This window comes from Lysobacter sp. S4-A87, assembly GCF_022637455.1.
Taxonomy (GTDB): Bacteria; Pseudomonadota; Gammaproteobacteria; order Xanthomonadales; family Xanthomonadaceae; genus Lysobacter_J.
In genome coordinates this window covers 1,107,315-1,131,444 of sequence record NZ_CP093341.1, presented here as the reverse complement: position 1 = coordinate 1,131,444, position 24,130 = coordinate 1,107,315, and the positions used below count along the sequence as shown (strand labels likewise).

The window sequence follows — 24,130 nt, the reverse complement described above, 5'->3', positions numbered from 1 at the left end:
GGGCTTGGGCTTGGGCTTGGGCGTCGGAGTGGCGCCGTCCGCCGGGCCGGGGAGCCTAGAATCAGCCCATGCCCGTGCCGGAGTCGCAGATGGAACCGCTGCCGCCGTTTGCCACGCATCTGGTCGAGAACCAGCCGCCGGAGTTCGGCCCGCGCGATCTGTGGCGTGACGACAGTGCGCTGTGCGAGGCGGTGGTGCGCGAGGGCGGTGGTGATTTCACCGATGCGCTCGCGACCTATGGCGCGCTTGCCGGTGACGAGCTGTACCGGCTCAGCTTCGATGCCCATCGCGACCGGCCCCGCCTGCGCACGCACGATCGCTTCGGACAGCGCATCGATCTGGTCGAGTTTCATCCCAACTACCACCGCATCATGCAGGCGGGCATCGAGCATGGCGTCGCCGGGCTGTCGTGGTCGCAGCCGCGTCCCGGTGCGCACGTCGCCCGCGCTGCACTGAGCTACCTGCACCACCAGGTCGAGCCCGGCAGCAGTTGCCCGCTGACCATGACCCACGCTGCCATCCCGGTGCTGCGGCATGCGCCGGCGCTGCACGAGTGGGCGGGGAAGGCGATCTCGCCGTACTACGACCCGCGCGACGTCGGCATCGGGCACAAGCTCGGGGTGACGCTGGGCATGGGCATGACCGAGAAGCAGGGCGGCAGCGACGTGCGCGCCAACAGCACGCGTGCCACGCCGATGGCGGCAGAGGGCGAGTACCTGCTCGTTGGTCACAAGTGGTTCTTCTCGGCGCCGATGTCCGACGGCTTCCTGGTGCTGGCTCAGGCGCCTGCCGGGTTGAGCTGCTTCCTGCTGCCGCGATGGCGTCCCGATGGCGGCAAGAACGAATTTCGCCTGATGCGGCTCAAGGACAAGCTCGGCGACTGGTCCAACGCGTCATCGGAAGTGGAGTTCGCCGATGCATGGGCGTGGCGGATCGGTGACGAGGGACGCGGTGTGGCGACCATCATCGAGATGGTGATGCTCACGCGCCTGGATTGCATGCTCGGCGCTGCGGCGGAAATGCGCATGGCGCTGGCGCAGGCGATGCACCACGCCCATCACCGGCGCACGTTCGGCAAGCGCCTGGTCGAGCATGCGCTGATGCGCAACGTGCTCGCCGATCTGGCCATCGAGGCCGAGGCGGCGATCACGCTGTCGATGCGCGTCGCCCGCGCGGTCGACCGCTCCGCGCACGATCCGGGCGAGGCCGCGTTCGCGCGGATTGCCACTGCGATCGGCAAGTACTGGATCTGCAAGCGTGCGCCGGCCTTCGTCAACGAAGCCCAGGAGTGCCTCGGTGGCGCAGGCTATGTCGAGGAATCGATGCTGCCTCGCCTGTATCGGCAGGCGCCGCTCAATTCGATCTGGGAAGGCAGCGGCAACATCCAGTGCCTGGACGTGATGCGCGCGCTGCAGCGCGAGCCGCAGACCGGGCAGGCGCTGCTTGCCGAGCTCGAGGCGGCCGCGCATCTGGATCCGGATTTCGATGCCGAGTTGAAGGAACTGCGTCCGGTCCTGGTCGGCGAGGCCGAGGTGCCGGAGGTCGAGGCACGGCGATGGGTCGAGGCCCTGGCGCTGGCGTTGCAGGCCAGCTTGCTGTTGCGCAACGGCAGCCCGATGGCGGAGCCGTTCTGCTGCAGCCGGATCGGCGGTGACCACGGCAATGCGCTGGGCACGCTGTCGCGCGATTTCGACTTCGGCCCGCTGATCGCGCGCGCCTGGTCGCCGGACTGATCGCCCGAATTGATCGCGTTGGCGTCGCTCAGGGTTCGTCGCGGATGCGTTGGAGCTGCGCGCGCAGCACGTCCGCATGGGCATCGAGCGTGGCGCGGTCCGGCGTCGGTGGCGCACCGGGATAGACGCGCAGGAAGTCGTCGTCGGGCAGGCGCGGATGGACGTGGATGTGCAGGTGCGCGACTTCCTGGAACGCGGCCTCGCCGATGGAGTGCCACAGGCCTGGCTCGGACCGCACGGGAACGGGTGCGTAGAGCCAAGCGTGCCTGCCACCCCGTCCAGCGGCAAGCGGTCGCATGGAGCGTAGCCCGGGCAAGCAGGGCACTCACGGGGAGCGGCCGAGGATCGCCCCCTGGTACTTGCCCGGGCTACGAAAGCGTGGCGTCGCGTTACCAGACGCCGATGCGCGGCTCGAAGGTGCGGCTCTTGATGTTGTGTGTCGCACGGACGTTGATGCTGCTGGGTACGAAGCTGCTGCCCTTGTACTCGAGGTCGAAGCTGAGCCGGTCGATCAGGCCTTCATTGCGCAGGCAAAGCAGCGTTTCCGTCACCAGGTCCTTGATCTCGGGGATGCCGGGCGGCACGTAGATGAGGTTGTGCGGCTCGCGGTTGCCGCCGAACTCTTCGGGAAACAGGGTGATCTCGAACAGCATTCCCTGCTCGACCAGCTGCAGCGCGATGTCGAGTGACGCGACGTGCGAGTAATCCGTCGGCGTCTTCGCCGCTTTTGCCGGGTCTGGCGGCTCTGCGATGCCCATCGCCGATCCGGCAGCGTATCTGGGAGACATCATGGACACCTCTGCGTGAGTCGACTCCATGCGAGGGTGCGTGCACGTGGCCGCGAAGCCAATGAGAATCGTCTCAAAGATGGCGATGACGATGCGTCGCCGCCATTGCGCGTCTCAGTCGAGGAACTGCAGCCTGGCCAGTTCCGCGTACAGGCCATCCTGGGCCAGCAATTGTGCGTGCGTACCTTCGGCGACGATGCGACCGTGGTCCATGACCACGATGCGATCGGCCTTCAGCACCGTCGCCAGGCGGTGCGCGATCACCAGCGTCGTGCGCCCTTCCATCAGCGTTTCCAGTGCCTTCTGCACTGCGCGTTCGCTTTGTGCGTCGAGCGCGCTGGTGGCCTCGTCCAGCAGCAGGATCGGCGCGTCCTTGAGCAGGGCGCGGGCGATGGCGATGCGCTGCTGCTGGCCGCCGGACAGACGTGCGCCACGTTCACCCAGCTCGGTGTCCAGGCCATTGGGCATGGCGGCCACGAAGTCGGCAGCGTGTGCCGCGGCCACCGCACGCTCGACCTGTGCGTCGTCGGCGTCGAGACGGCCGTAGCGGATGTTCTCGCGCGCGCTGCTGGCGAAGATGGTCGGCTGTTGCGGCACCAGTGCGATCGCCTCGCGCAGATCCGGCAATGCGAGCTGGCGGATGTCGATGCCGTCGATCCGGATCTGGCCGGACTGCGGGTCATGGAAGCGCAGCAGCATCGAGAACACCGTGCTCTTGCCGGCGCCCGAAGGCCCGACCAGGGCCACGGTCTCGCCCGGCTGCACGCTCAGGCTGAAGCCTTCCAGGGCGGCCGCGTCCGGACGTTGCGGGTAGTGGAAGGTGACGTCGTCGAAGGAAATCGCGCCCTGCAGCGGAAGCGGCAGCGCCGTCGGCTGCGACGGCGACGCCACGGCGGTTTCCTCGACCAGCAGTTCGCTGATGCGGCCCATGCCGCCGGCGGCGCGCTGCAGCTCGTTCCAGACTTCGGCCAGCGCGCCGACCGAACCGCCGCAGAGCAGGGCGTACAGCACGAACTGGCCGAGCGTGCCGGCGCTCATGCGATGGGCGAGCACGTCGTGCGCGCCCGACCACAGCACCAGGGTGATCGCGCCGAACACCAGCATGATGGCAATGGCAGTGACCCAGGCCTGGGCCTGGATGCGCCGGCGCGCGGTGTCGACGGCGGTCTTCACTGCACTGCCGAATCGGCCCTGCTCATAGGGTTCACGCGCGTGCGCCTGCACCGTGCGCACCGCGCCGAGGGTTTCGTTGGCCAGGGCGTTGGCGTCGGCGATGCGGTCCTGGCTGGTCCGCGAAATCTTCTTCAGGCGACGCCCGCCGACCACGATCGGCAGCACGGCCAGCGGGATGCCGACCAGGGCAAAGGCGGCCAGGCGCGGACTGGTGACGAACAGCATCGCGATGCTGCCCAGCACGGTCACCGAGCTGCGCAGTGCCACCGACATGCTGGAGCCGACCACGCTGCGCAGCAGTTCGGCGTCGGCGGTCAGCCTCGACACCAGTTCGCCGCTGCGGTTGCGGTCGTGGAATCCGGCATCGAGTCCGATCAGGTGGGCATACAGGCGCTGGCGCAGGTCGGCGACGACGCGTTCGCCCAGCAGCGACACGAAATAGAAGCGCGCCGCGGTGGCCAGCGCTAGCGCGACAGCGACGGCGAACAGCAGCATGAAGGCGCGATCGATGGCGCCGCCACCCTGGCTGAAGGCCTGGTCGATCATCGTGCCGAAGGCCTTGGGGAAGATCAGCGTCGCCGTGCTGGACGCCGCCAGCGAGACCAGCCAGGCCACGAACAGGACACGATGCTGGCGCACGAACGGCCACAACGTGCGCAGGTTGCCGACGGGGGCTTTGGTCTGGGTGGCGTCGATGCGAGCGTTCATGGCGGTCCGGGTCACTCACATGTCAGGGAGTTCGTCGCCGAAGCGCACCCGGTCACGTGTGGCGTCGCGAAGCCTCACTTTCAAGGGCGCCAGCTCCGACGAAGGCAACCGCAGCCGCAGGCGTGCGCCCTGCGAGTCGAAGTGTTCGTCGAGTTTTTCCGCGCCGTGGGCCGCCATGGCGGCGTGGACGGTGCCGGTGTCCTCGAAGGCGTAGGCGAGCTCGACGCTGACGTGGGCGATCAGCACGCGCCTGGGCGCGACGCGCAGGCACTCGGCCGCGCTGCCGCCGTAGGCGCGAACCAGCCCGCCGGCGCCGAGCTTGATGCCGCCGTACCAGCGCGTCACCACGGCCACGACCTGGTCCAGCCCCTGGCCATCGATGGCGGCCAGGATCGGACGCCCGGCCGTGCCGGACGGCTCGCCATCGTCGTTGAAGCGGTACTCGCTGCCGATCCGGTAGGCCCAGCAGTTGTGCGTGGCATCGGCGTCGCCGACCTGCGCGATGAAGTCGAGCGCGGCCTGCGGCGCCGTCACCGGCGCGGCATGGACGATGAAACGGCTGTGCTTGACCTCCAGTTCGAAGGAGGTCGGACCGGCCAGCGTCGCAGCAGTCATCGCGTCGGGGCGGCGAGGGCGCGCAGGTCGTCGGGCAGGCGCAGGCGTGGATGGGTCTTGCGGAACAGTTCCAGGCTCTGGCGGGCGCCGTCGAGGTCGCCACTGTCGCGGCGCTCGCGGATGCGCTGCAGCCATTGGTCGGGCGCGAGGTCGCGATCGCCGCGCACGGGCTGGTCACTCAGGCCAGTAGTGCTACCGGTGACTTCGATGCGGTCGAGCGTGGAATCGGACGCAGCCGCGCCCGCGGCGGCGTCGGCTTCCGCTGCGGTCACCGATGCGGCCTGTGAACGCAGCTGGGCCTGCCTGGCCGCGTCATTCGCCACTTCCTTGCGCTGCGCAGCTGCGCCTGCCTGCGCGGCCGCGCGCTGGCGCTGCTCGCCTTCGGCGGTTGCAGCCATGGCGGCAGGCGCAGGTGCAGCAGCTGCCGGCGCCGGCGGCGACGCCGGTGCCGGTGGCTCGGAATAGGAGAACGCCCTGGGCTCGGCGTCGCTGCGTCCGGCCGGCGCAACGACCCCTTTCGCAGCGACAGCCGGCGCAGCGACAGCCGGCGCAGGATGTGCGTGCGCGGGATCGACCGCCTCATCAAGGAAATGATCCGACGCCTTCGCCGCCGGCTGTTTCGCGGCGATCGACGGCTCGCGCGCCGGCGCGACTTCGCGCCTGGCCATGGCAGGTGGTGCCTGCAGGGCGCGCGCGGGGGCGGGTGCCTCGGCCGGTGGCGGCGGCGGTGGCGCTGTCGCGGCCGGTTCGGTGCGCTGGATCACTTCGGCGGTGACATAGCCAAAGTCATCGGCTTCGTCGCGGGGCGCATGCGGCGCGGGCGCCGACGGGCGCAGCTGCCAGACGACCCCGACGGCCAGTGCCAGCACCGCCGCCATGCCGGCACCGGTGACCAGCGTTGCCGGGATGCCGCTCAGCGCCAGCCAGCGCCGGCTGCGACGCGGCGCCACGGCGGCATGCGCGGCCGCCAGGATCTTCGCGTCCAGCGCCGGCGAAGGACCGTCGTGCGGCCCCAGCCGCGCCAGCCGGTCGGCCATGGCGCGTTCTTGCGGGGTCAGCGGTTCGTCGAAAGGATGGCTCATGGGGTCAGTCGCTCAGCTCGCTGGGCTCGTCGCTCAGCCCGGCGCGCAGCTTTTCCATCGCGTAGCGCAGCCGTGATTTGACGGTTTCCCGGCCGACGCCGGTGATTACGCCGATGTCCTCCAGGCTCAGTTCCTGCTCCAGGCGCAGCAGCACCACTTCGCGTTGCTCCTCGGGCAGCGCCGCGATCGCCAGCTGCAGGCGCCGGCGCTGTTCGAATTCGGACAGTTCCCGCTCCGGGCTGCTCGGGTCGGGCACGCGGGCGGCGCGCTCGTCGCCGTCCTCCGGGGCCGCTGGGCGGTGCTTGAGGCCGCGCCAGTGGTCGTTGAGCCGATTGTGGGCGATGCGGAACAGCCAGGTCCTGAACGCGGCGTCCGGCTTCCAGCCCTGGCGCGCGGCGATGACCCGCTGCCAGACGTCCTGGAAGAACTCGTCGGCGAGGGCGCTGTCGCGCAGCTGGCGCAGCAGGAACCGGTACAGCGGGCCGCGGTGGCGGGCGTAGAGGGTTTCGAACGCAGCCGTGTCCCCGCCGGTCCAGGCCAGCATCAACAGGTCGTCGCTCGGATCCTCGCCCGCGTTCATCCGCGGCAGGGTACGGGCTGGAGGCGCCAACGGGAAGCCACGGGGCATCGGCGGCACGGTCAGTTGCAGGGCCAGGTCCATATCGGATAAACGGATCGCAGTTCGCGACGGGGTTGATCCACGCATGGCCGGCGTCGCGCTATCCTTCGGCGTCCGACCAGGGGCCCCATCCGCAGTGTCCAATCGCAGCAGGCCAAAGGCCGTCCGAATCGTCGATGCCGGCTACGGGCGCGATTCGCTGGCCGACACCCTGCAGCAGGCCCTGCCGCCGGGCTCCGAGGTCGCCGTGCTCTGGCGCGACCCGAACTCCGGCATTGCCGCCGGCTCGGCCTCGCCGGGCGCCACCAGCGCGCTGGCCAGCCGCGCCGAGGTGCTGCTGCAGCGCAGCCCGGTCGGCCACCATTCGCACCGCATCGAGATTGCCTGGACCACCGCCGAGGGCGTCCGCGTGGCGATCGCCGTGCAGTTGCCCGGGCCGGTCGCCGGCGAAGTGCGGCAGATCTGGCTGGCGATGGCCCAGCGCGTGGTCGTCTCGCACCTGGTCGCGTTGCGCACGCTGGCCCGCGCCGAATCGCTGGAAAAATCCGAACGCCTGCAGCAGGCGCTGTTCGAGATCGCCGATCTGGCCGGTTCCGACCTGGAGCTGGCCGACATGCTGCGGCGGATCCACACCGTCGTGGCCGGGCTGATGTACGCGGCCAATCTCTACATCGTGCTGTACGACGACGTCCGCGACAGCCTGCGCTTCCTTTACTTCGCCGACCAGGTCGACACCTACGTCGCCGAACCCGAGCGCGACATCGCCATCGACGACATGCCCAACAGCGTGACCGTGGCGCTGCTGCGCCATGGCGAGCCGCTGCAGGGTCCGTCGGAACTGATCCGCGACCGCCTCGGCGTCGCCCGCGACGCTCGCCACGGCCCCGACAGCGAGGACTGGCTGGGCGTGCCGATGCGCCGCGAAGACCGCATCTGCGGCGCGATCGTGGTGCAAAGCTACGATCGCCCCGACGTCTATGGCGAAGAGGAGCGGGCACTGCTGTCGTTCGTCGCCCAGCACATCCTGACCGCGCTCGACCGCTTCCATGCCCGCGAGGAACTCGAGCGCCGGGTCGAGGAGCGCACCCAGGCGCTGCAACTGAGCAACCGCGACCTGCAGGCCGAGATCATCGAACGCCAGCGCGCCGAGCGCCTGCAGCGGGCGTTGTTCCGCATCGCCGAACTGTCGATCACCTCCGAGACGCTGGAACGCTTCTACACCCAGGTCCACGATGTCGTCAGCGACCTGCTGTACGCGCGAAATTTCTACATCGCGCTGGTGTCCGACGACGGCCAGGGACTGGAATTCCCGTACTCGATCGACGAGCGCGATGCCAACCGCGAGAACCGCAAGCTGGCCTCGGGCCTGACCGAATACGTGATCGCCCGCGGCCGCGCGCTGCTGGCCGACCGCAAGCGCATTGCCGCACTCGAAGCGCAGGGCCTGGTGCGCAGCCGCGGTTCGCTCGCCCATTGCTGGCTCGGCGTGCCGCTGTTCCACAACGAGTCGGTGGTCGGCGTGATCACCGTGCAGAGCTATTCGCCGGCGATCAACTTCAGCGTCCGCGACCAGGAACTGCTGACCTTCGTTGCCCATCACATCAGCATCGGCCTGGCGCGCAAGCAGGCGCAGGACCGCCTGGTGTCGGCCCACGCCGAGCTGGAGCAGCGGGTCGATTCGCGCACCCGCGAGCTCGCCCAGGCCAACACCGAACTGCTGGCGCAGATCGGCGAGCGCCTGCGTGTGGAGCAGCAGCTGACCCACCAGGCGATGCACGACGCGCTGACCGGGCTGCCCAACCGCAGCCAGCTGCTCGACCGCCTGGCCCAGGCGATCGCGCGGGCGCGCAGCGAGCAGCAGAGCACGTTCGCGGTGCTGTTCCTGGACCTGGACCGGTTCAAGCTGGTCAACGACAGCGTCGGCCATTCCGCTGGCGACGAACTGCTGGTCGAGGCCGGGCGCCGGATCGTCGAAGCCGTCCGCGAGGACGACACCGTCGCGCGCCTGGGCGGCGACGAGTACGCCATCCTGATCGAGGACATCGACGGCCCCGAGGTCGCCGAGGAACTGGCCCAGCGCGTGCTGCGCGCCCTGGGTGAACCGTGCTGGATCGCCGGGCGCGAAGTGTTCCCGTCGGCCAGCCTGGGCATCGCCCTGTGGCACCCGCGCTACCGCACCGGCGCCGAGCTGCTGCGCGACGCCGACGCCGCCATGTACCGGGCCAAGGCCGCCGGCCGCGACCGGTGTGCGGTGTTCGACGAGGCCATGCGCGAGGAGGCGGTGCGCATCCTCGATCTCGAGGCCGACCTGCGACGTGCCATCAACGGCGACGGCTTCGTCGCCTTCTACCAGCCGATCGTGCGCCTGGACGACCACCGCGTGATCGGCCACGAGGCGCTGCTGCGCTGGCGCCATGAGCGCCGTGGCCTGCTGACGCCGAGCGAGTTCATCGGCGTGGGCGAGGACAGCGGCCTGATCGAGGAGGTCGACTGGATCCTCTATGGCCAGGTGATGGAAGAGCTCGCCCGTGGCGGCGAGGGCTACATCTCGGTCAACGTGTCGCCGCGGCATTTCCGTTCGGGCGATTTCGCCGACCGCCTGCTGCGCATGATCGACCAGGCCGGCGCCGACCCGCACCGCCTGCGCATCGAGATCACCGAGGTGGCGCTGCTCGACGACGTCCCGCGCGCACTGCGCATGCTGCGGACGCTGCGCAGCCATGGCGTGCTCGCCCAGCTGGACGACTTCGGCACCGGCTTCTCGGCGCTGTCCTACCTGCACCGGTTCCCGATCGAGTGCCTGAAGATCGACCAGAGCTTCGTCTCCGGCCTGATCGGTGACGCCCAGCCCGAGAGCGTGGCGGTGGTCCGGGCGATCCAGGCGCTGGCCGGGACCCTAGGCATCCACACCATCGGCGAAGGCGTCGAGACCGAGGCCCAGCGCGCCGCCCTGCGCGAACTGGGCTGCACCTACGGCCAGGGCTACCTGTTCGGCTACCCGGCCGAGCGCGCCCATACGCAGAACCTGCTGCGCGCTGTCAGCGGCTGATCGCCGCCCCACCTGCCTTGTCGTGAGCCCGTCCCCGCCCGAGGGGCGGCCTTGCCGTGGCCGCTCCATGGTGGAGTGCCTCTGGCACGGTTGTTGCCGCCAAAGTCGGCAAAGACAAGTTAGGAATTTCATGAACTGGCCTCTAAGCCCCCCTTTTGCCGGATTCAGCAAGGCAAAAGTTGCTGGATTGTCAAACCTGGGTGAAGGTTGCATGAAAAATGTGACAGCGTTCACAAAACTAAAAAAAGACAAAGGTGAACGATGCGTTAACCGTTGACCCGGCTGTATGCCTGAAGTCATGGTCGCTAGGCCTTACAGGGCAATTCCATTTGCTGAATTTGGGGGAAATGTGTCTAAACGTTCATCCATGAACCGCAATCTGCGGCGCAGCGCGCTTACCGTGGCGCTTGGCGTGTGCTTCGCCTCGACCGGCGTCCACGCCCAGTCCACCAGCGGCGCCGTATTCGGACAAGCGACGGCTGGGGAGACCGTCATTGTCGAGAACCCGGCCACCGGTTTCCGTCGTGAAATCACCGTCACAGGCGATGGCACCTACCGCGTGCCGGCTCTGTCGCCGGGCCAGTACCGCATCACGCTGCAGCGTCCGGACGGCACCACCACGGTGCGCGACGGCATCGCCGTCAACATCGGTACCGGTACCCCGGTCAATTTCGTCGCTGCCAGCGGCGGCTCGGCCACCACCCTCGACAGCGTGGTCGTGGTCGGCGCCCAGGCGGTGAATCCGATCGACGTCTCGTCGGTCGAGTCCACCTCCATCCTGACCGCCGCCCAGATCGCCAAGATCCCGGTGCTGCGTGACGCCACCTCGGTCGCCCTGCTGGCGCCGGGTACCGTCCGCGGCGATACCGCGTTCGGCAACCTGGCCTCGTTCGGTGGTTCGTCAGTCGCCGAAAACCAGTACTACCTCAACGGCTTCAACATCACCAACTCGTTCCGCAGCCTGAACTTCGCTCAGGTTCCGTACGAAGCGGTTGCCGAACAGCAGATCAAGACCGGTGGCTACGGCGCCGAGTTCGGTCGCTCGCTGGGCGGCGTCGTCAACATGGTGTCCAAGCGCGGTACCAACGAGTTCGAGGCCGGTGGCAACATCTTCTGGTCGCCCGATTCGCTGCGTTCGGAAGTCGAGAACACCTACTACTCCAACCCGCTGGTGCCGGGTGACCTCGGCAAGCTGCGCCAGGACAACTCCGAAGACACGCTCGGCGGCTACAGCAGCTCGATCTGGGCCAGCGGCGCGCTGATCAAGGACAAGCTGTTCGCCTACGGCTTGATCTCGTACAGCGAAGTCGAGCAGGACTACTGGGGCACCGTTGTTTCCCGCTCCAACAACAACGAGACGGAAAAGGGCAACCCGACCTGGCTCGTCAAGATGGACTGGAACATCAACGACGCCAACAAGATCGAGTTCACGGCGTTGTCGGACAAGCGTGAGACCACGATCCACTCCTACCTCAACCCGGTCGGTGTGGTCACGCGCGGTCCGCTGATCGGTACCTCGTTTGCCGAGAACGGCGGCGACAACTACATCGCCCGCTACACCGGCTTCCTGACCGACTCCTTCACCGTCTCGGCCCTGTATGGCTACAGCGAGTTCTCGCGCTCGCGTCGCCTGCGCACCGCCGGCGGCGTCGACGTGACCTACAGCGGCAACCTGGATGAGCCGGCCTCGGGCTGCCCGTCCGTCAGCGACACGCGTCCGGGTCGCCGCACGTCGGTCACCGGCGTGTACGGCAGCTCGTGCAACATCACCGGTACCTCGATCGACCGCGTCGACTCGGGCGACAAGCGCAACCAGTTCCGCCTCGACCTCGACTGGCAGCTGGGCGACCACGCGATCGGCTTCGGTTACGACCAGGACGATTACGAGTCCGTGGCCGGTACCTCGCTCGAGGGCGGCCGCCTGTGGACCTACTCGACCAATAACGGCCCGGACCGCACTGCCGCCACCGCCGACGACTTCGACCAGGTCCGCGAGCAGATCGTGAACCAGGGCGCGACCGTCGAGGTCAAGCAGCACGCGTTCTACGTGGAAGACAACTGGAACGTCACCGACACGTTCCTGGCCTACCTGGGCGCTCGTTGGGACACCTTCGAGAACCTCAACGGCCAGGGCGACAAGTACGTCGAGATCGAGAACCAGTTCGCTCCGCGCCTGGGCTTCTCGTGGGACGTCAACGGCGACTCCACGCTGAAGATCTACGGTAATGCCGGTCGTTACGCCCTGCCGCTCACCCCGAGCGTGGCCGTGCGTGGCGCCAGCGCCTCGCTGTTCACCCGCGAAGAGTTCACGTTCACCGGTGTTGACCCGGTGACCGGCGCTCCGCTCGGCCTGACCTCGCGCGGCACCTTCCGTTACGTCAACGGCGAGTTCGGCGAGCCCAAGACCGCGGCGACCATCGCCTCGCAGAACCTCGACCCGATGTACCAGGACGAGTTCATCCTGGGCTTCCAGCAGGCGCTGACCGACCACCAGAACATCGGTGCCCGCGGCATCTACCGCAAGATGAAGGCAGCGATCGACGACAACTGCGATTACACGCCGATCCTGGAGATCGAAGGCTTCACGCAGAACCCGACGACGGGCGTGTGGGCTGACGCCCAGGGCCGCGAAGCAGCACTGCCGAGCGCCGGCTTCCCGTACTGCCGCATGTTCAACCCGGGCGCGGATGCGGTGTTCCTGACCGACCTGTACGGCGATGGCAACCTCAAGGCCACCACCGTGCCGGGCGAACTGCTCTCACCGGAAGCCAAGCGCAGCTACAAGGCGCTGGAACTGTTCTGGGACGGCAGCTGGGACCGCTACTTCTTCCAGGCGTCGTACACGCTGGCCTACAACAAGGGCAACACCGAAGGCGGCGTGAAGTCGGATATCGGCCAGTCCGATACCAGCGTCACCCAGGACTTCGACTACAAGGAACTGGCGGTCGACTCGTACGGCTACCTGCCCAACGATCGTCGCCACAGCCTGAAGGTGTTCGGCAACTACGCGTTCACCGATGAGTGGTCGGTCGGCGCCAACCTGCTGGTGCAGTCCGGCCGTCCGATCAACTGCCTGGGCGTGCTGTACCCGTACCACGGCGGCATCCACCCGTACGGCTCCTCGTTCTTCCGTTGCGGTACGACGGAAGACGGTGGCGTCGACGGTCCGGCCGTAGCCGTGCCGCGCGGTACCGCAGGCCGTCTGCCTTGGACCAACTCGATCGACCTGAACGTGGCGTACTTCCCGAACTGGGCACCTGGCCTGAAGTTCAAGGTCGACGTGTTCAACGTCTTCGACAACCAGAAGGTCACGGGCGTGACCGAAGTTGCCGAGTCGGCCAGCACGGGTAACCCGCTCAACACCTACCTGGTGCCGCGTAGCTTCCAGTCGCCGCGTACGGTCCGCTTCATGCTGCAGTACGACTTCTGATCCAATTGTTCCAATTCTCTCTCCACGGCCGCCGCAAGGCGGCCGTTTTTTTTGCCCTGAAAACCCCACTTTTTTGCTCGTTTCGCGTTGTTCCGGCGACGTATGCCGCTATGCTTGGACGGTCCTTCCGATGGCGGTTCTATGCAGGCTGTTCTTTCTGAAATGTGGGGCCAGGCGCAGCGGCTGGAAGCCGAAGGTGCGTGGGATCGCGCAGGACGCGTGTATGAGGAAATGCTGGCGAAGGAGCCGCACCATGTGCCGGCGCAGTTGCGCATGTCGCGCCTGGCGCAGGCGGGCGACCGCTACTGCACGGCGAGGGAGCATGCCCTGCGTGCCGCCGATGCGGTGCGCCTGAAGGCAAGCACCCGCAACGCCGGCTATGTCACCGGGCGCCTGCTGGAGTTCGCCGAGGAGGCCGAGGTCGCTTCCGTGATCCTGTCGGCCGACTGGTCCGATCCGAACATCCTCCAGCAATCGGCGGTGCTGGCCCAGCACCTGTGGCTGGCGGGTCGCTACGAAGATGCATTGCGCTTCCTCGATGGCGTCGCCCGGCACGTGCCGGCCCATCCGCTGCTGTCGTATACGCGCGGCAACGTGTTGCGTTTCCTCGGCGACATGGCCGGTGCCGAACAGGCCTACGAGGCGGCACTGGTGCAGTCACCGGGGTTCGCCGATGCGCACTGGGCGCTCGCCACGCATGGCAGGGCGCGCACGCCGCTGCAGCGTGTGCCGCGCATCCGCCAGGCGCTGGCGGGCTGCACGGCGGGCGGTGTCGAGCAGGCACATCTGTTGTATGCCCTGTTCCACGAACTGGACGCGGCAGGCGAGGTCGACCAGGCGTGGCAGGCGCTCGAACAGGGCGCGGCGATCATGCGCAAGCGCCTGGCCTATGACGCAGCAGCGGAAGCAGCCCACCTGGAAGCACTGATGCGCCTGCCGGTACCGACGCCCGTGGCTGCACCTGCGCCGGGCGAGCGCCCGTTGCCTGTCTTCATCGTCGGCATGCCGCGCACCGGCACGACACTGCTCGATCGCATCCTCGGCAACCATGGCTGGGTGGATCCGGTCGGCGAACGCAACGACTTCGCGGCGGCGCTCAGCCAGGCGTCGGACCACTTCTTCCGTCACTCTGCGGCGAGCCTGCAACGTTTGCAGGGCACCGACTTGCGCGCGGCCGGGCATCTGTATGCGCAGCGGATGCGGTTGCTGGCACCGGGGCGCCCGTGCGTGCTCGACAAGAACCCGCAGAACCTGTTCAACATCCCGATGATCCTGCAGGCGCTGCCGCAGGCACGCATCCTGTGCCTGCGCCGCGATCCGATGGACGCGTGCTTTTCCAACCTCAAGGAACTGTTCCAGGGCGATGCCTATGCGTACAGCTATGGACTCGACGACCTGGCCGCGCACAACCGCAACGTGCAGCGCTGGATGCAGCACTGGCAGGACGCGGCGCCGCATGCCGTGCGCGTGGTCGACTACGAAGCGCTGGTGGCCGATCCGGAAACCGTGGCCGCGCAGCTGATCGAGTTCCTTGGCCTGCCGCCACAGGCAGGGCTGTCCGACATCGCCCGGAACCAGGCGCCGGTGGCAACGGCGAGCAGCAGCCAGGTACGCGAGGGCATCCACGGCCGCGGCGTTGGCGCGTGGAAGCGTTACGAACGGCAGCTGCAGCCACTGCGCGAATCGCTCGGAGCCTGAGATGTCGAACGTCGCTCCATCGGCGCTGCAGGCGCTGATTTCCAAAGCCGAAGCGCTGGCGGCCAGCGATGACCTCGACGGGGCCATTGCCGCATTCGAGCAGGTGCTGCTGCTGCGGCCCAACGAGCCGTATGCGCTCATCCAGTTGTCGTACCTGAACTCGCTGCGTGGGCATTACCGGCGCGCCGAGGAACACGCGCTGGCCGCGGCGCGCACCGGCACCACCGACCCCAGGCTGCTTGCCGAACTGCTGCCGCGCCTGCGCACCTTCAACCAGGTGCCGGCGCTGCAGGCGGCGATCGATCGCGCCAAGCCGATGTCGCGCATGCCCATCCCGCTGCTGATCGCCGCCGCCGCGCAGCTGAGTTACGTCAACCTTCCCAGCCGCGCGATCGCCTTCCTCGACGAAGCGCGACGCGCCGACCCGGACTACCCGCCGACCCTGCTTGCGCGGGCGCAGGTGCTCACCTATCTGGGCCGCTTCAGCGAGGCCGGGCAGGACATCGAGCGCAGCCAGCGGCGCGCGCCGGAAATCGCGCAGGGCTACTGGCTGTCGGCGTGGGTGCGCAAGCAGACGGCCGAAGCCAACCACATCGCCGCGATCGAGCGCGAGCTGAAAAGGCCCGGACGCACGGCCGAGGACATCGCGCTGCTGGCGTTCGCGTTGCACAAAGAGCACGACGACCTCGGTCAGCACGAGGCGGCGTGGAATGCGCTGGTGCTCGGCTGCCGCGCCAAGCGTTCGCGACTGAACTACGACACCGGCGCCACGGCCGAGCTGTTCGAATCGCTGTCGACGTTCGAGCCGGCACCGCCAGCAACCAGCACGGGGCAGGGCGACGACACGCTGCCGATCTTCATCGTCGGCATGCACCGTTCCGGTACCACGCTGCTGGAGCAGTTGCTCGATGGCCATCCCGACGTGCGCGGCCTGGGCGAGCTGTACGACTTCACCAGCGCGATGCGCCATGCGACCGACCACCATTGCCGCGGGGTCATCGACCGCAAGCTGGTCGAGCGCGCGGCCGGCGCCGATCTGGCAGCCGCGGGCGAGCGCTATCTGGGCAGCGTGAAGTGGCGGGCCGAAGGCCGGCGCTGCTTCACCGACAAGCTGCCCTCGAACTTCCTCAATATCGGTTTCATCGCGCATGCCCTGCCGCAGGCGAAGATCCTGCACATGGTGCGCGACCCGGTCGAGACCTGCTTCTCCAACCTGCGCGAGATGTTCTCCGAGGCCAATGCCTACAGCTACGACCCGATCGAGCTGGCCGACTATCACCGGCTGTACAAGCGCCTGATGTCGCACTGGCACGCGCGGTTCCCGGGCCGGATCCTCGACGTGGAGTACGCGAAGCTGGTTGCCGATCCCGAGGGCGAGTTGCGCCGCGTCGCCGATTTCTGCGGCTTGCCGTTTGATCCGGCGATGCTCGACATCGGTGCGCGCAAGCGCGCGGTGGTCACGGCCAGTGCGGTGCAGGTACGTGACAGCATCCAGGTGCGCGAGCGGCCGAAGTGGGCGCCGTACGAGCAGTGGCTGGCACCGATGATCGAGCGGCTGCAGGCCTGACGGCGAGTGCGGGAGCCAGCGGACTGGCTCCCACACCGTCACACAGCTACTGACCCAGACCGATGCGGGCGTCGCGGTCGGGGCCGATCTGGGTCCGGGCGAGTTCCATCAGTGCCAGCAGTTCGGCGCGTTCGCCGTTCTGGTCACGGCCCTTGGCGGAACTGGCCGTGCGGATCATCGCGTCGAGGCTCCAGCCGTCCATCCGGCTGCCACCGCGCAGGGCGTCGGCGAATCCGGCGACCGCACTGGCGAAGCGCATCGGTTCGCTCGGATTGCGCACCAGCTGCGACCCCAGCACCGGCGTCTCGATCAACCGGCTGCGGTCCTGGCCCGGCAACTTGTAGCGCAGGCGCAGATGGGCGATCTCGCCGCCCAGGTCGGCCTTGGCCGTGGCCGGTGCGCTGCCGTAGCGCAGCGATCCGACACGTTGCGCGGGTGAGGAGGCCGGCGTGATCTCGTACAGCGCGGTCACCTGGTGCCCGGCGCCGATGTCGCCGGCATCGACCTTGTCGTTGTTGAAGTCCTCGCGCTGCAAGACGCGGTTCTCGTAGCCGATGAGGCGGTACTCGGCGACCTGGGCCGGATTGAACTCGATCTGTACCTTCACGTCGCGGGCGATCGTCATCAGCGTGGAGCTCATCTGTTCGACCAGGACCTTTCGCGCTTCGCGCAGGCTGTCGATGTAGGCGTGGTTGCCGTCACCGACATCGGCCAGTTGCTCGGCCATCGCATCGTTGTAGTTGCCGCTGCCGAAGCCGAGCGTGCTCAGTGCGATGCCGTGCTTGCGCTGGTCGCCGACCAGCGTTTCCAGCGCACCCTGGTCGACGGTGCCGACGTTGAAGTCGCCATCGGTGGCAAGGATCACGCGGTTCACGCCGTTGGCGATGTAGGCCTGCCTGGCCATCGCGTAAGCCAGGCGGATGCCGTCGCCGCCGTTGGTGCTGCCGCCGGCGTCGAGGTGGTCGAGCGCGGCGAGGATCTCGCCATGGCGGTCGCCGGGCGTGGGCGGCAGGACAAGTCCGGCACTGCCGGCGTAGACGACCATCGACACGCGGTCCTGGCTGCGCAGATTCGGGACCAGTTGGCGCACCGCACTCTTGACCAGCGGCAGCTTGTCGGGTGAATCCATCGAGCCGGACGTGTCGATCAGGAACACGAGGTTGGCCGGGGCCAGCGTTGCCTTGGGTACGTCATAGCCCTTGATGCCGATCATCAGTAGCTGGCGCTGCGAATTCCACGGTGCGACCGCGAGCTCGGTGGTCACCCGGAACGGCACTTCGCGCGTGGCCGGTGCAGGATGGCCGTAGTCGAAGTAGTTGATGAACTCTTCGGCGCGGACAGCATCGGCCGGCGGCCGTGCGCCTTCGTTGAGCATGCGACGAACGTTTGCATAGCTGCCGGTGTCGACGTCGACGGAGAAAGTCGACACCGGCTCCTCCGACACGCGGCGAACGGGGTTGTCAGTGATTGCTGCATATCGCTCCGTGTTGGCCGGTTGCTGCCATGCGCCCGCTTGCCGCGCTTCGATGGGCGCTGGCGGTGCATAGGCCAAGGCCGACCCGGTGACGGCGACCGCATCGAGCGTCCGCGAAGGCGCGGGCGGCGACGCCGCTGGCGGTGCAATGGTTGACTTGCGCGCTGCTTCGCGACGCTGGCGCCTGGCATCAGTCGTGCCAGCTTCCTTTGCTGCTGTGGCTTCGGCGGCGTCCGCCGCCACGACAGCGGCGGACACATCCGACTCCGGAGCGGAATCCACGCGCTCGGTCTGTGCGGAATCGCGCGTTGTGTGACAGGCGGACAACGCAAGCGTGACAGCGATGAACAGGGTAGGGCGGACTGCCAGGGTGCGCTTCATGTTGCTGTCTCCGGTTGGGTTGCAAGGGCCAACGGACGGCAACGAAGAGTGGGGTTAAGGATTCACGCTTTTGTTCCAACCCGGTCGATGGGTCGGAAGTGACCATTACCTATGGCAGCGAAGAACGGTGGCCGCATTCACTTCACACAGTGATCGATTTAACCCGCGTTGTGCATAAACGCGCACGGCCCGTCACGCATCCAATTTCGTGTATCCCAGAAGTTGGTATGACCTTTCGAACTGGTGAGTACAACAGATGGCGCGCACGATTGAGCCCGCCGGTTACGTCTTTACAGCTTCCCCCGCGTCCCCCGACGCCTTTGCTGGAGGTACCTGCCATGACCCGTTCCTTGCCTTCCCCGCTGAAGCACACCCGCCGCGCACTCGTAACTGCAGTGTTCCTTGCTGCGTCGTCGACCGCGATGGCGGGTTCGCCACACCTTATCTATCTGCCCTCCACCGAAGCGGGTGTCGACCACGCCGCCATCGTGCAGGCGTTTGACGACCAGGGCTTCGAAGTCAGCACGTTCGCCTATGCAGGCGAAACGCGCCTGGCCTATGCACATCGCATCGCCGACGAAGTTCGCGCACTGATGGCCAAGGGCGTGGCTCCGGAGGAAATCAACGTCGTCGGCGCCGGCACCGGCTCCGCGGTGACCACGCTGACGTCCGCCCTGGTCGGCAACCGGCACGTCAATTACGTGCTGCTCGGCCAGTGCGATCCGGTGATGAAGGCCAACTACAACTTCCGCATGAGCGGTCGCGTGCTCGGCGTGCATGACGCCAATGACAGCACGTCGCTGTCGTGCCGTCCGCTGTGGGGCGATTCACCCAAGGTCAGCGAGCGCAAGGAGCTGGTGCTCAACACCGGCCACGGCGAGGCGCTGTTCCATGAGCCCAGGCAGGAATGGCTGCAGCCGGTGGCCGAGTGGGCCACGGGCGGCAAGGTCAGCATCGGCGAAACCAGCATCGGCAAGGTAGACGAACCCGCGCCGCGCAAAGAGTACTGAGTCAACGGTCCGGCAGGCCTCGACATTCCTTCCCCCAGCCGGGGGAAGGGGTGCCGTATCTGCATGTGTCGAAGCTCAGCTGGCCGGATCGCGGATCACCAGCAGGCGCTGCTCGGTCATGTCCTCGATCGCATAACGCACGCCTTCGCGGCCCAGCCCTGAATGCTTCACGCCGCCGTAGGGCATGTTGTCGACGCGGAAGCTGGGCACGTCGCCGACGATCACCCCGCCGACGTCGAGGCGGTCCCAAGCGCGCATGGCGTGGTCGAGGCGGGCGGTGAACACACCGGCCTGCAGGCCGAAGTCGCTGTCGTTGACCTGGTCGATGGCGCGATCGAAATCGTCGAACGGTTCCATCAGCGCAACCGGAGCGAAGGCTTCCTTCCGGTACAGCTCGCTGTCGCGGGGCACGCCCTCCAGCAGTGTCGCCGGCACCATGTTGCCGTTGCGGTTGCCACCGGCCAGGCGGCGGGCGCCGCCCTTGCGCGCGGCCTCGATCCAGCTGTCCACGCGCTTGGCCGCGGCCTCGTCGATCATCGGGCCGATGAAGGTCTTCTCGTCGCGCGGATCGCCCATCGGCAACTTCGCCACCGCTGCCTTGAGCTTCTTGCGCAGCTTGTCGTAGATGGCTGCGTGCGCGTAGATGCGCTGCACGCTGATGCAGCTCTGGCCGCTCTGGTAGTAGGCGCCGAAGACCAGTCGTTCGACCACGCGATCGAGCGGCATGCCCGGGTCGTCGTCGATGATGCAGGCGGCGTTGCCGCCCAGTTCCAGCGTGACCTTCTTGCGTCCGGCGCGGGCCTTGAGGTCCCAGCCGATCAGGCCGCCGGTGAAGCTCAGCAGCGCGATGCGTTCGTCCTCGACCAGTTGCGAGGCGTCCTGGGTGGAACAGGCCAGCACCGAGAACGCGCCGCGGGGCAAATCTGTTTCGGCCAGGACCTCGGCGATGATCAGCGCGCCGATCGGCGTCTTCTCCGAGGGCTTGAGCACGAACGGGCAACCTGCCGCCAGCGCGGGCGCGACCTTGTGTGCAACCAGGTTCAGCGGGAAGTTGAACGGCGTGATGAAGCTGCACACGCCGATGGGCACGCGCTTGACCATGCCGCGGTAACCGCGCGTGCGCTTGGAGATCTGCAGTTCGATCACTTCGCCATCGATGCGCGTGGCCTCGCCGGCGGCGATGCGGAACGTGTCGATCAGCCGGGTGACCTCGCCACGTGCGTCGGCGATGGGCTTGCCGGCCTCGATGCACAACGCCAGCGCCAGTTCGTCGAAGCGTTCCTGGAAACGCCGGACGCAATGCTCGAGCACGTCACGGCGTGCATCGGGCGGGAAGGCAGCGACCGACTCGCGCGCCTGGTGGGCGGCGACGATGGCCTTGCGCACGGCCGTGGCGTCGGCAATGGCGACGCGGGTGGCGCGCTTGCCGCTGTACTTGTCCAGCACCTCAAGGTCAGTGTTGGCGGCGACCGGGCGGTTGGCGAGGTAGTACGGGTAGCTGGCCATCAGGCCGGAGGCGGCGCGCTTGGGCTTTGCCATGTCGTTCTCCGATGAAGAATGGGGGGCGGATGACTACTGCAGGGCCGCGCTCAGCTTCGGGATCTCTTCGTTGAGCAGGCGGTCGTCGTCGCTGTAGTCGATGGGCACTTCGATCAGGTCGATTCCGGGGGTGTCGAGCGCACGCTGCAGCATGGGTGCGAACGCGTCCGCGGATGCAGGGCGATGCCCGCGCGCGCCGTAGCTCTGCGCATAGCGTACGAAGTCAGGATTGCCCAGGTCCATGCCGAAGCTCGGATAGCGCTCGTGCGCCTGTTTCCACTTGATCATGCCGTATGCGTCGTCGCGCAGCACCAGCACGGTGAGGTCCAGGCCCAGGCGCACCGCGGTCTCGAGTTCCTGCGAGTTCATCATGAAGCCGCCGTCGCCGCATACGGCCAGGACATTCCGGTCGGGGCAGACGATGCGCGCGGCGATCGCGGAGGGCAGGCCGGCGCCCATGGTCGCCAGGGCGTTGTCGAGCAACAGCGTGTTGGGTTCGCGGCAGCGATAGCAGCGGGCGAACCACAGCTTGTACAGGCCGTTGTCGAGGCAGACCACGTCGCGCGGGCCCATGACCTTGCGGACGTCGGCAACGAGCCGCTGGGGGGCCATCGGGAAGCGGTCCGCGTCGCTGCGGTCGACGAGGTTGGCCAGCAGCGCGGTGCGCACCCGGTCGAAGAAGGCGAAGTTCCAGTGCGCCTGTGCGCTCAGCACCTCGCCCAGTTGCCAGACCGTGTTGGCAATGTCGCCGACGACTTCGATCTGGGGAAAGTACACCGCATCGACCTCGGCGGCCTCGTAATTGACGTGGATGACGGTGCGGCGTCCCTCGCGCATGAAGAACGGCGGCTTTTCGATCACGTCATGGCCGATGTTGACGATGCAGTCGGCTGCGTCGATCGCGCGGTGGACGAAATCGTGGTCCGACAGGGCGGCATTGCCGAGCCACAGGGGATGCAGTTCGTCGATCACGCCCTTGCCCATCTGCGTGCTGAAGAAGGGGATTCCGAGCTTGTCGATGAACGATCGCAATTGCCGCGCGGTGGTCTTGCGGTTGGCGCCGGCGCCGATCATCAGCAGGGGGTGGCGTGACTGGCTGATCGCGGCGGCGGCGTGGGCGATGGCCTTGTCGTCGGCGATCGGCCGGCGCGAGAACGAGGCCGGGATCAGGCGGGCGCTGGTTTCGTCGCCGGCGATGTCCTGCGGAAGCTCCAGGTGGGTCGCGCCGGGGCGTTCTTCCTCGGCGCGGCGGAAGGCCTCGCGGACACGCGCGGGAATGGCGTCGGCGGAGACTATCTGGCGTGTGTACTTGGTCAGCGGCCGCATCGTGTCGACCACGTCGACTATCTGGAAGTGCCCTTGCCGGCTGGTCTTGATCGGCTTCTGGCCGGTGATCATGAACATCGGCATCGCGCCGAGCTGGGCGTAGGCAGCGGGGGTGACCAGATTGGTGGCGCCGGGGCCGAGCGTCGACAGGCATACGCCGGCTTTTCCGGTCAGGCGACCGTAGGTGGCGGCCATGAAACCGGCGCCCTGTTCGTGACGGGTCAGTACCAGGCGGATGGGCGAATTGCGCAGCGATTCGAGCAGGTCGAGGTTCTCTTCGCCGGGAATGCCGAAGACGTACTCCACGCCCTCGGCTTCGAGCGCGGCGACGAACAGATCGGAGGCCTTGGTCATGCACGCTTCCTCGGGCACGGGTCCGCGCATCGTAGCGGGAGCCATGTGGTGGAATGCGTGATGGTGCAGTGAGAGCGGCTTCAGCCGTGATTTGCAGTCGCGAACAGACGCGGCTCAGTCTTCCTTGGGTTCGACCCGCACGTGCAGTTGCCCGTCGCTCAGACGCGCCGCCAGCCGGTCGCCTGGGGCCGCATCGAGTACGCTGCGCACGATCCTGCCGTCGGCATGCTGCAGGATCGAATAGCCACGCGCGACGGTAGCCAGCGGGCTCACCGCTTCGAGCGAACGCGCCAGGCCGCGCAGGTGCATCGCGTCCTTGGCCAGCCGGCGCGCGATCGCGGCCTGCGGACGCGGGCGCAGTGCGGCCAGGCGTTCGCGCAGGCCGGCGATGCGGCGTTGCGGGTGGGCCGAGCGCAGCACTGCGTCGGCGTGGCGCAGGCGCGCCCGCTCGCGTTCGAGTCGCTGGCGCCAGGCCGCATGCAGGCGGCGCAGGGCTTCACGCTGACGGCGGTCGAGCGCTTCCAGCCGCGCCTGCGGGCGCATCGCATTGAGGCGCAGCGCGGCGCGGTCGGCGCGCTGCATGGCCTGGCGCAGGCGTTGCGTATGTAGGTTGCGCAGGCGTGATTCGAGGATGCGCAGGCGGTGCAGCAGGTCCTCGCGATTGGGTGCCAGCAGTTCGGCCGCGACCGACGGCGTCGGTGCGCGCACGTCGGCGGCGAAGTCGCTGAGGCTGAAGTCGGTCTCGTGGCCGACCGCCGACACGATCGGTACCGGCGAGGCGGCGATCGTGCGCGCCAGGCGCTCGTCGTTGAACGCCCACAGGTCCTCGAGCGAACCGCCGCCGCGTGCCAGCACCAGCACGTCATAGCGCGCCGAGGCGATGGCCCGTTGCAGCATCGCCACGATCTGCGCGGCCGCTCCCTCGCCCTGGACCTGGACCGGCAGGACGTCGGCTTCGAGCAGCGGGAAGCGCCGCGCCAGCACGCTCAGCACGTCGCGCACGGCCGCGCCGCTGGGCGAGGTGATCACGCCGATGCGTCGGGCGAAGCGTGGCAGCGGCCGCTTGCGCTCGTTGTCGAACAGGCCTTCGGCGGCGAGGCGGGCGCGCAGTTCCTCGAACGCGCGCCGCAGGGCGCCTTCGCCGGCCTCTTCCATGTGGTCGAACACCAGCTGGTATTCGCCACGGGCTTCGTACAGGGTCAGGCGACCGCGACCGAGCACGCGCAGGCCTTCGCGCGGGACGAACTTCAGCCAGCTGCTCTTGGGCCGGAACATCGCGCAGCGCACCTGCGCGCGTGCGTCCTTGAGGGTGAAGTAGAGATGGCCCGATGACGGCTTCGAGACATTGCCCAGCTCGCCCTCGATCCAGACCTGCGGGAACGCCCCTTCCAGCAGATCGCGCGCCAGCGTGTTCAGCTGGCTCGGCGTCAGGACCTGGTCGGCGTGGCCGCCCGGGCCCGGTTCGGAGGGGTAATCGTTCATGGACTGCAACGTGTCACGGCCGGCCAAGGTAGCGCAGGGGCTGCGCTGGGTCACGTCCGGGTCACGTCCCGGTCAAGCCGGCGCTGGGGCTGGCTGCGGGCC

The 24,130-nt window shown here is 67.9% G+C and carries 16 protein-coding genes; 6 read left to right on the top strand and 10 right to left on the bottom strand.

Going from position 1 to position 24,130, the window contains the following annotated elements:
- Positions 1 to 89: 89 nt before the first annotated feature.
- Positions 90 to 1,733 (top strand): acyl-CoA dehydrogenase family protein, encoded by a 1,644-nt coding sequence (locus MNR01_RS04990; RefSeq protein WP_241919849.1) that lies wholly within the window; start codon positions 90 to 92, stop codon positions 1,731 to 1,733.
- A 28-nt stretch (positions 1,734 to 1,761) separates the two neighbouring features.
- Here MNR01_RS04990 and MNR01_RS04985 read toward each other — a convergent pair whose 3' ends face one another.
- From MNR01_RS04985 to MNR01_RS04960, 6 genes are all read right to left on the bottom strand, one after another.
- Entirely contained in the window at positions 1,762 to 1,971 is a 210-nt protein-coding gene (locus MNR01_RS04985; protein WP_241919848.1) for a hypothetical protein, read from the bottom strand.
- A 151-nt stretch (positions 1,972 to 2,122) separates the two neighbouring features.
- Complete coding sequence (locus MNR01_RS04980; protein ID WP_241919847.1) at positions 2,123 to 2,521, bottom strand: hypothetical protein; 399 nt, start codon at positions 2,519 to 2,521, stop codon at positions 2,123 to 2,125.
- Between the two features lie 114 nt (positions 2,522 to 2,635).
- Entirely contained in the window at positions 2,636 to 4,402 is a 1,767-nt protein-coding gene (locus MNR01_RS04975) for an ABC transporter transmembrane domain-containing protein (RefSeq protein WP_241919846.1), read from the bottom strand.
- A 15-nt stretch (positions 4,403 to 4,417) separates the two neighbouring features.
- Positions 4,418 to 5,017, bottom strand: a complete 600-nt coding sequence (locus MNR01_RS04970) for a YigZ family protein (protein WP_241919845.1) — start codon at positions 5,015 to 5,017, stop codon at positions 4,418 to 4,420.
- Entirely contained in the window at positions 5,014 to 6,099 is a 1,086-nt protein-coding gene (locus tag MNR01_RS04965; RefSeq protein WP_241919844.1) for a hypothetical protein, read from the bottom strand. Before MNR01_RS04965 ends, MNR01_RS04970 begins: the two co-directional genes overlap by 4 nt.
- Before the next feature lie 4 nt (positions 6,100 to 6,103).
- Positions 6,104 to 6,679: an RNA polymerase sigma factor gene (locus MNR01_RS04960; protein ID WP_241920538.1), complete on the bottom strand. Its 576-nt coding sequence runs from the start codon at positions 6,677 to 6,679 to the stop codon at positions 6,104 to 6,106.
- A 175-nt stretch (positions 6,680 to 6,854) separates the two neighbouring features.
- Here MNR01_RS04960 and MNR01_RS04955 point away from each other — a divergent pair, with 175 nt between their 5' ends.
- The 4 genes from MNR01_RS04955 to MNR01_RS04940 all read left to right on the top strand — a co-directional run bounded on the left by MNR01_RS04955 (position 6,855) and on the right by MNR01_RS04940 (position 16,462).
- A complete protein-coding gene (locus MNR01_RS04955; protein ID WP_241919843.1) occupies positions 6,855 to 9,767 on the top strand; it encodes an EAL domain-containing protein in 2,913 nt (970 codons plus the stop codon).
- A 367-nt stretch (positions 9,768 to 10,134) separates the two neighbouring features.
- The gene (locus tag MNR01_RS04950; RefSeq protein ID WP_241919842.1) at positions 10,135 to 13,197 is read left to right on the top strand and encodes a TonB-dependent receptor; all 3,063 of its coding nucleotides are present in this window, start codon (positions 10,135 to 10,137) and stop codon (positions 13,195 to 13,197) included.
- A 141-nt stretch (positions 13,198 to 13,338) separates the two neighbouring features.
- On the top strand, positions 13,339 to 14,895 hold the full coding sequence (locus tag MNR01_RS04945) for a sulfotransferase (RefSeq protein WP_241919841.1): 1,557 nt from the start codon (positions 13,339 to 13,341) through the stop codon (positions 14,893 to 14,895).
- 1 nt (position 14,896) lies between these two features.
- The gene (locus tag MNR01_RS04940) at positions 14,897 to 16,462 is read left to right on the top strand and encodes a sulfotransferase (RefSeq protein ID WP_241919840.1); all 1,566 of its coding nucleotides are present in this window, start codon (positions 14,897 to 14,899) and stop codon (positions 16,460 to 16,462) included.
- Between the two features lie 46 nt (positions 16,463 to 16,508).
- On the opposite strand, the gene MNR01_RS04935 is transcribed toward MNR01_RS04940, so the two are convergent.
- The gene (locus tag MNR01_RS04935; protein ID WP_345779041.1) at positions 16,509 to 18,014 is read right to left on the bottom strand and encodes a VWA domain-containing protein; all 1,506 of its coding nucleotides are present in this window, start codon (positions 18,012 to 18,014) and stop codon (positions 16,509 to 16,511) included.
- A 641-nt stretch (positions 18,015 to 18,655) separates the two neighbouring features.
- On the opposite strand from MNR01_RS04935, the gene MNR01_RS04930 reads away from it, so the two are divergent.
- Positions 18,656 to 19,327, top strand: a complete 672-nt coding sequence (locus MNR01_RS04930) for a hypothetical protein (RefSeq protein ID WP_241919838.1) — start codon at positions 18,656 to 18,658, stop codon at positions 19,325 to 19,327.
- A 75-nt stretch (positions 19,328 to 19,402) separates the two neighbouring features.
- On the opposite strand, the gene MNR01_RS04925 is transcribed toward MNR01_RS04930, so the two are convergent.
- From MNR01_RS04925 to xseA, 3 genes are all read right to left on the bottom strand, one after another.
- On the bottom strand, positions 19,403 to 20,866 hold the full coding sequence (locus MNR01_RS04925) for an aldehyde dehydrogenase family protein (protein WP_241919837.1): 1,464 nt from the start codon (positions 20,864 to 20,866) through the stop codon (positions 19,403 to 19,405).
- Between the two features lie 33 nt (positions 20,867 to 20,899).
- Complete coding sequence (locus tag MNR01_RS04920; protein WP_241919836.1) at positions 20,900 to 22,546, bottom strand: acetolactate synthase large subunit; 1,647 nt, start codon at positions 22,544 to 22,546, stop codon at positions 20,900 to 20,902.
- Between the two features lie 114 nt (positions 22,547 to 22,660).
- Positions 22,661 to 24,028, bottom strand: coding sequence for an exodeoxyribonuclease VII large subunit (gene xseA, locus MNR01_RS04915; protein ID WP_241919835.1), 1,368 nt, complete (start codon positions 24,026 to 24,028; stop codon positions 22,661 to 22,663).
- Positions 24,029 to 24,130 lie beyond the last annotated feature (102 nt).

Excerpts from the sequence above, each read along its gene's own strand:
- MNR01_RS04990 (WP_241919849.1), top strand. The coding sequence starts at position 90 with ATGGAACCGCTGCCGCCGTTTGCCACGCATCTGGTCGAGAACCAGCCG.
- MNR01_RS04980 (WP_241919847.1), bottom strand. The coding sequence starts at position 2,521 with ATGTCTCCCAGATACGCTGCCGGATCGGCGATGGGCATCGCAGAGCCG.
- MNR01_RS04975 (WP_241919846.1), bottom strand. The coding sequence starts at position 4,402 with ATGAACGCTCGCATCGACGCCACCCAGACCAAAGCCCCCGTCGGCAAC.
- MNR01_RS04970 (WP_241919845.1), bottom strand. The coding sequence starts at position 5,017 with ATGACTGCTGCGACGCTGGCCGGTCCGACCTCCTTCGAACTGGAGGTC.
- MNR01_RS04965 (WP_241919844.1), bottom strand. The coding sequence starts at position 6,099 with ATGAGCCATCCTTTCGACGAACCGCTGACCCCGCAAGAACGCGCCATG.
- MNR01_RS04960 (WP_241920538.1), bottom strand. The coding sequence starts at position 6,679 with ATGAACGCGGGCGAGGATCCGAGCGACGACCTGTTGATGCTGGCCTGG.
- MNR01_RS04950 (WP_241919842.1), top strand. The coding sequence starts at position 10,135 with ATGAACCGCAATCTGCGGCGCAGCGCGCTTACCGTGGCGCTTGGCGTG.
- MNR01_RS04945 (WP_241919841.1), top strand. The coding sequence starts at position 13,339 with ATGCAGGCTGTTCTTTCTGAAATGTGGGGCCAGGCGCAGCGGCTGGAA.
- MNR01_RS04940 (WP_241919840.1), top strand. The coding sequence starts at position 14,897 with ATGTCGAACGTCGCTCCATCGGCGCTGCAGGCGCTGATTTCCAAAGCC.
- MNR01_RS04930 (WP_241919838.1), top strand. The coding sequence starts at position 18,656 with ATGACCCGTTCCTTGCCTTCCCCGCTGAAGCACACCCGCCGCGCACTC.
- MNR01_RS04925 (WP_241919837.1), bottom strand. The coding sequence starts at position 20,866 with ATGGCAAAGCCCAAGCGCGCCGCCTCCGGCCTGATGGCCAGCTACCCG.
- MNR01_RS04920 (WP_241919836.1), bottom strand. The coding sequence starts at position 22,546 with ATGACCAAGGCCTCCGATCTGTTCGTCGCCGCGCTCGAAGCCGAGGGC.
- xseA (WP_241919835.1), bottom strand. The coding sequence starts at position 24,028 with ATGAACGATTACCCCTCCGAACCGGGCCCGGGCGGCCACGCCGACCAG.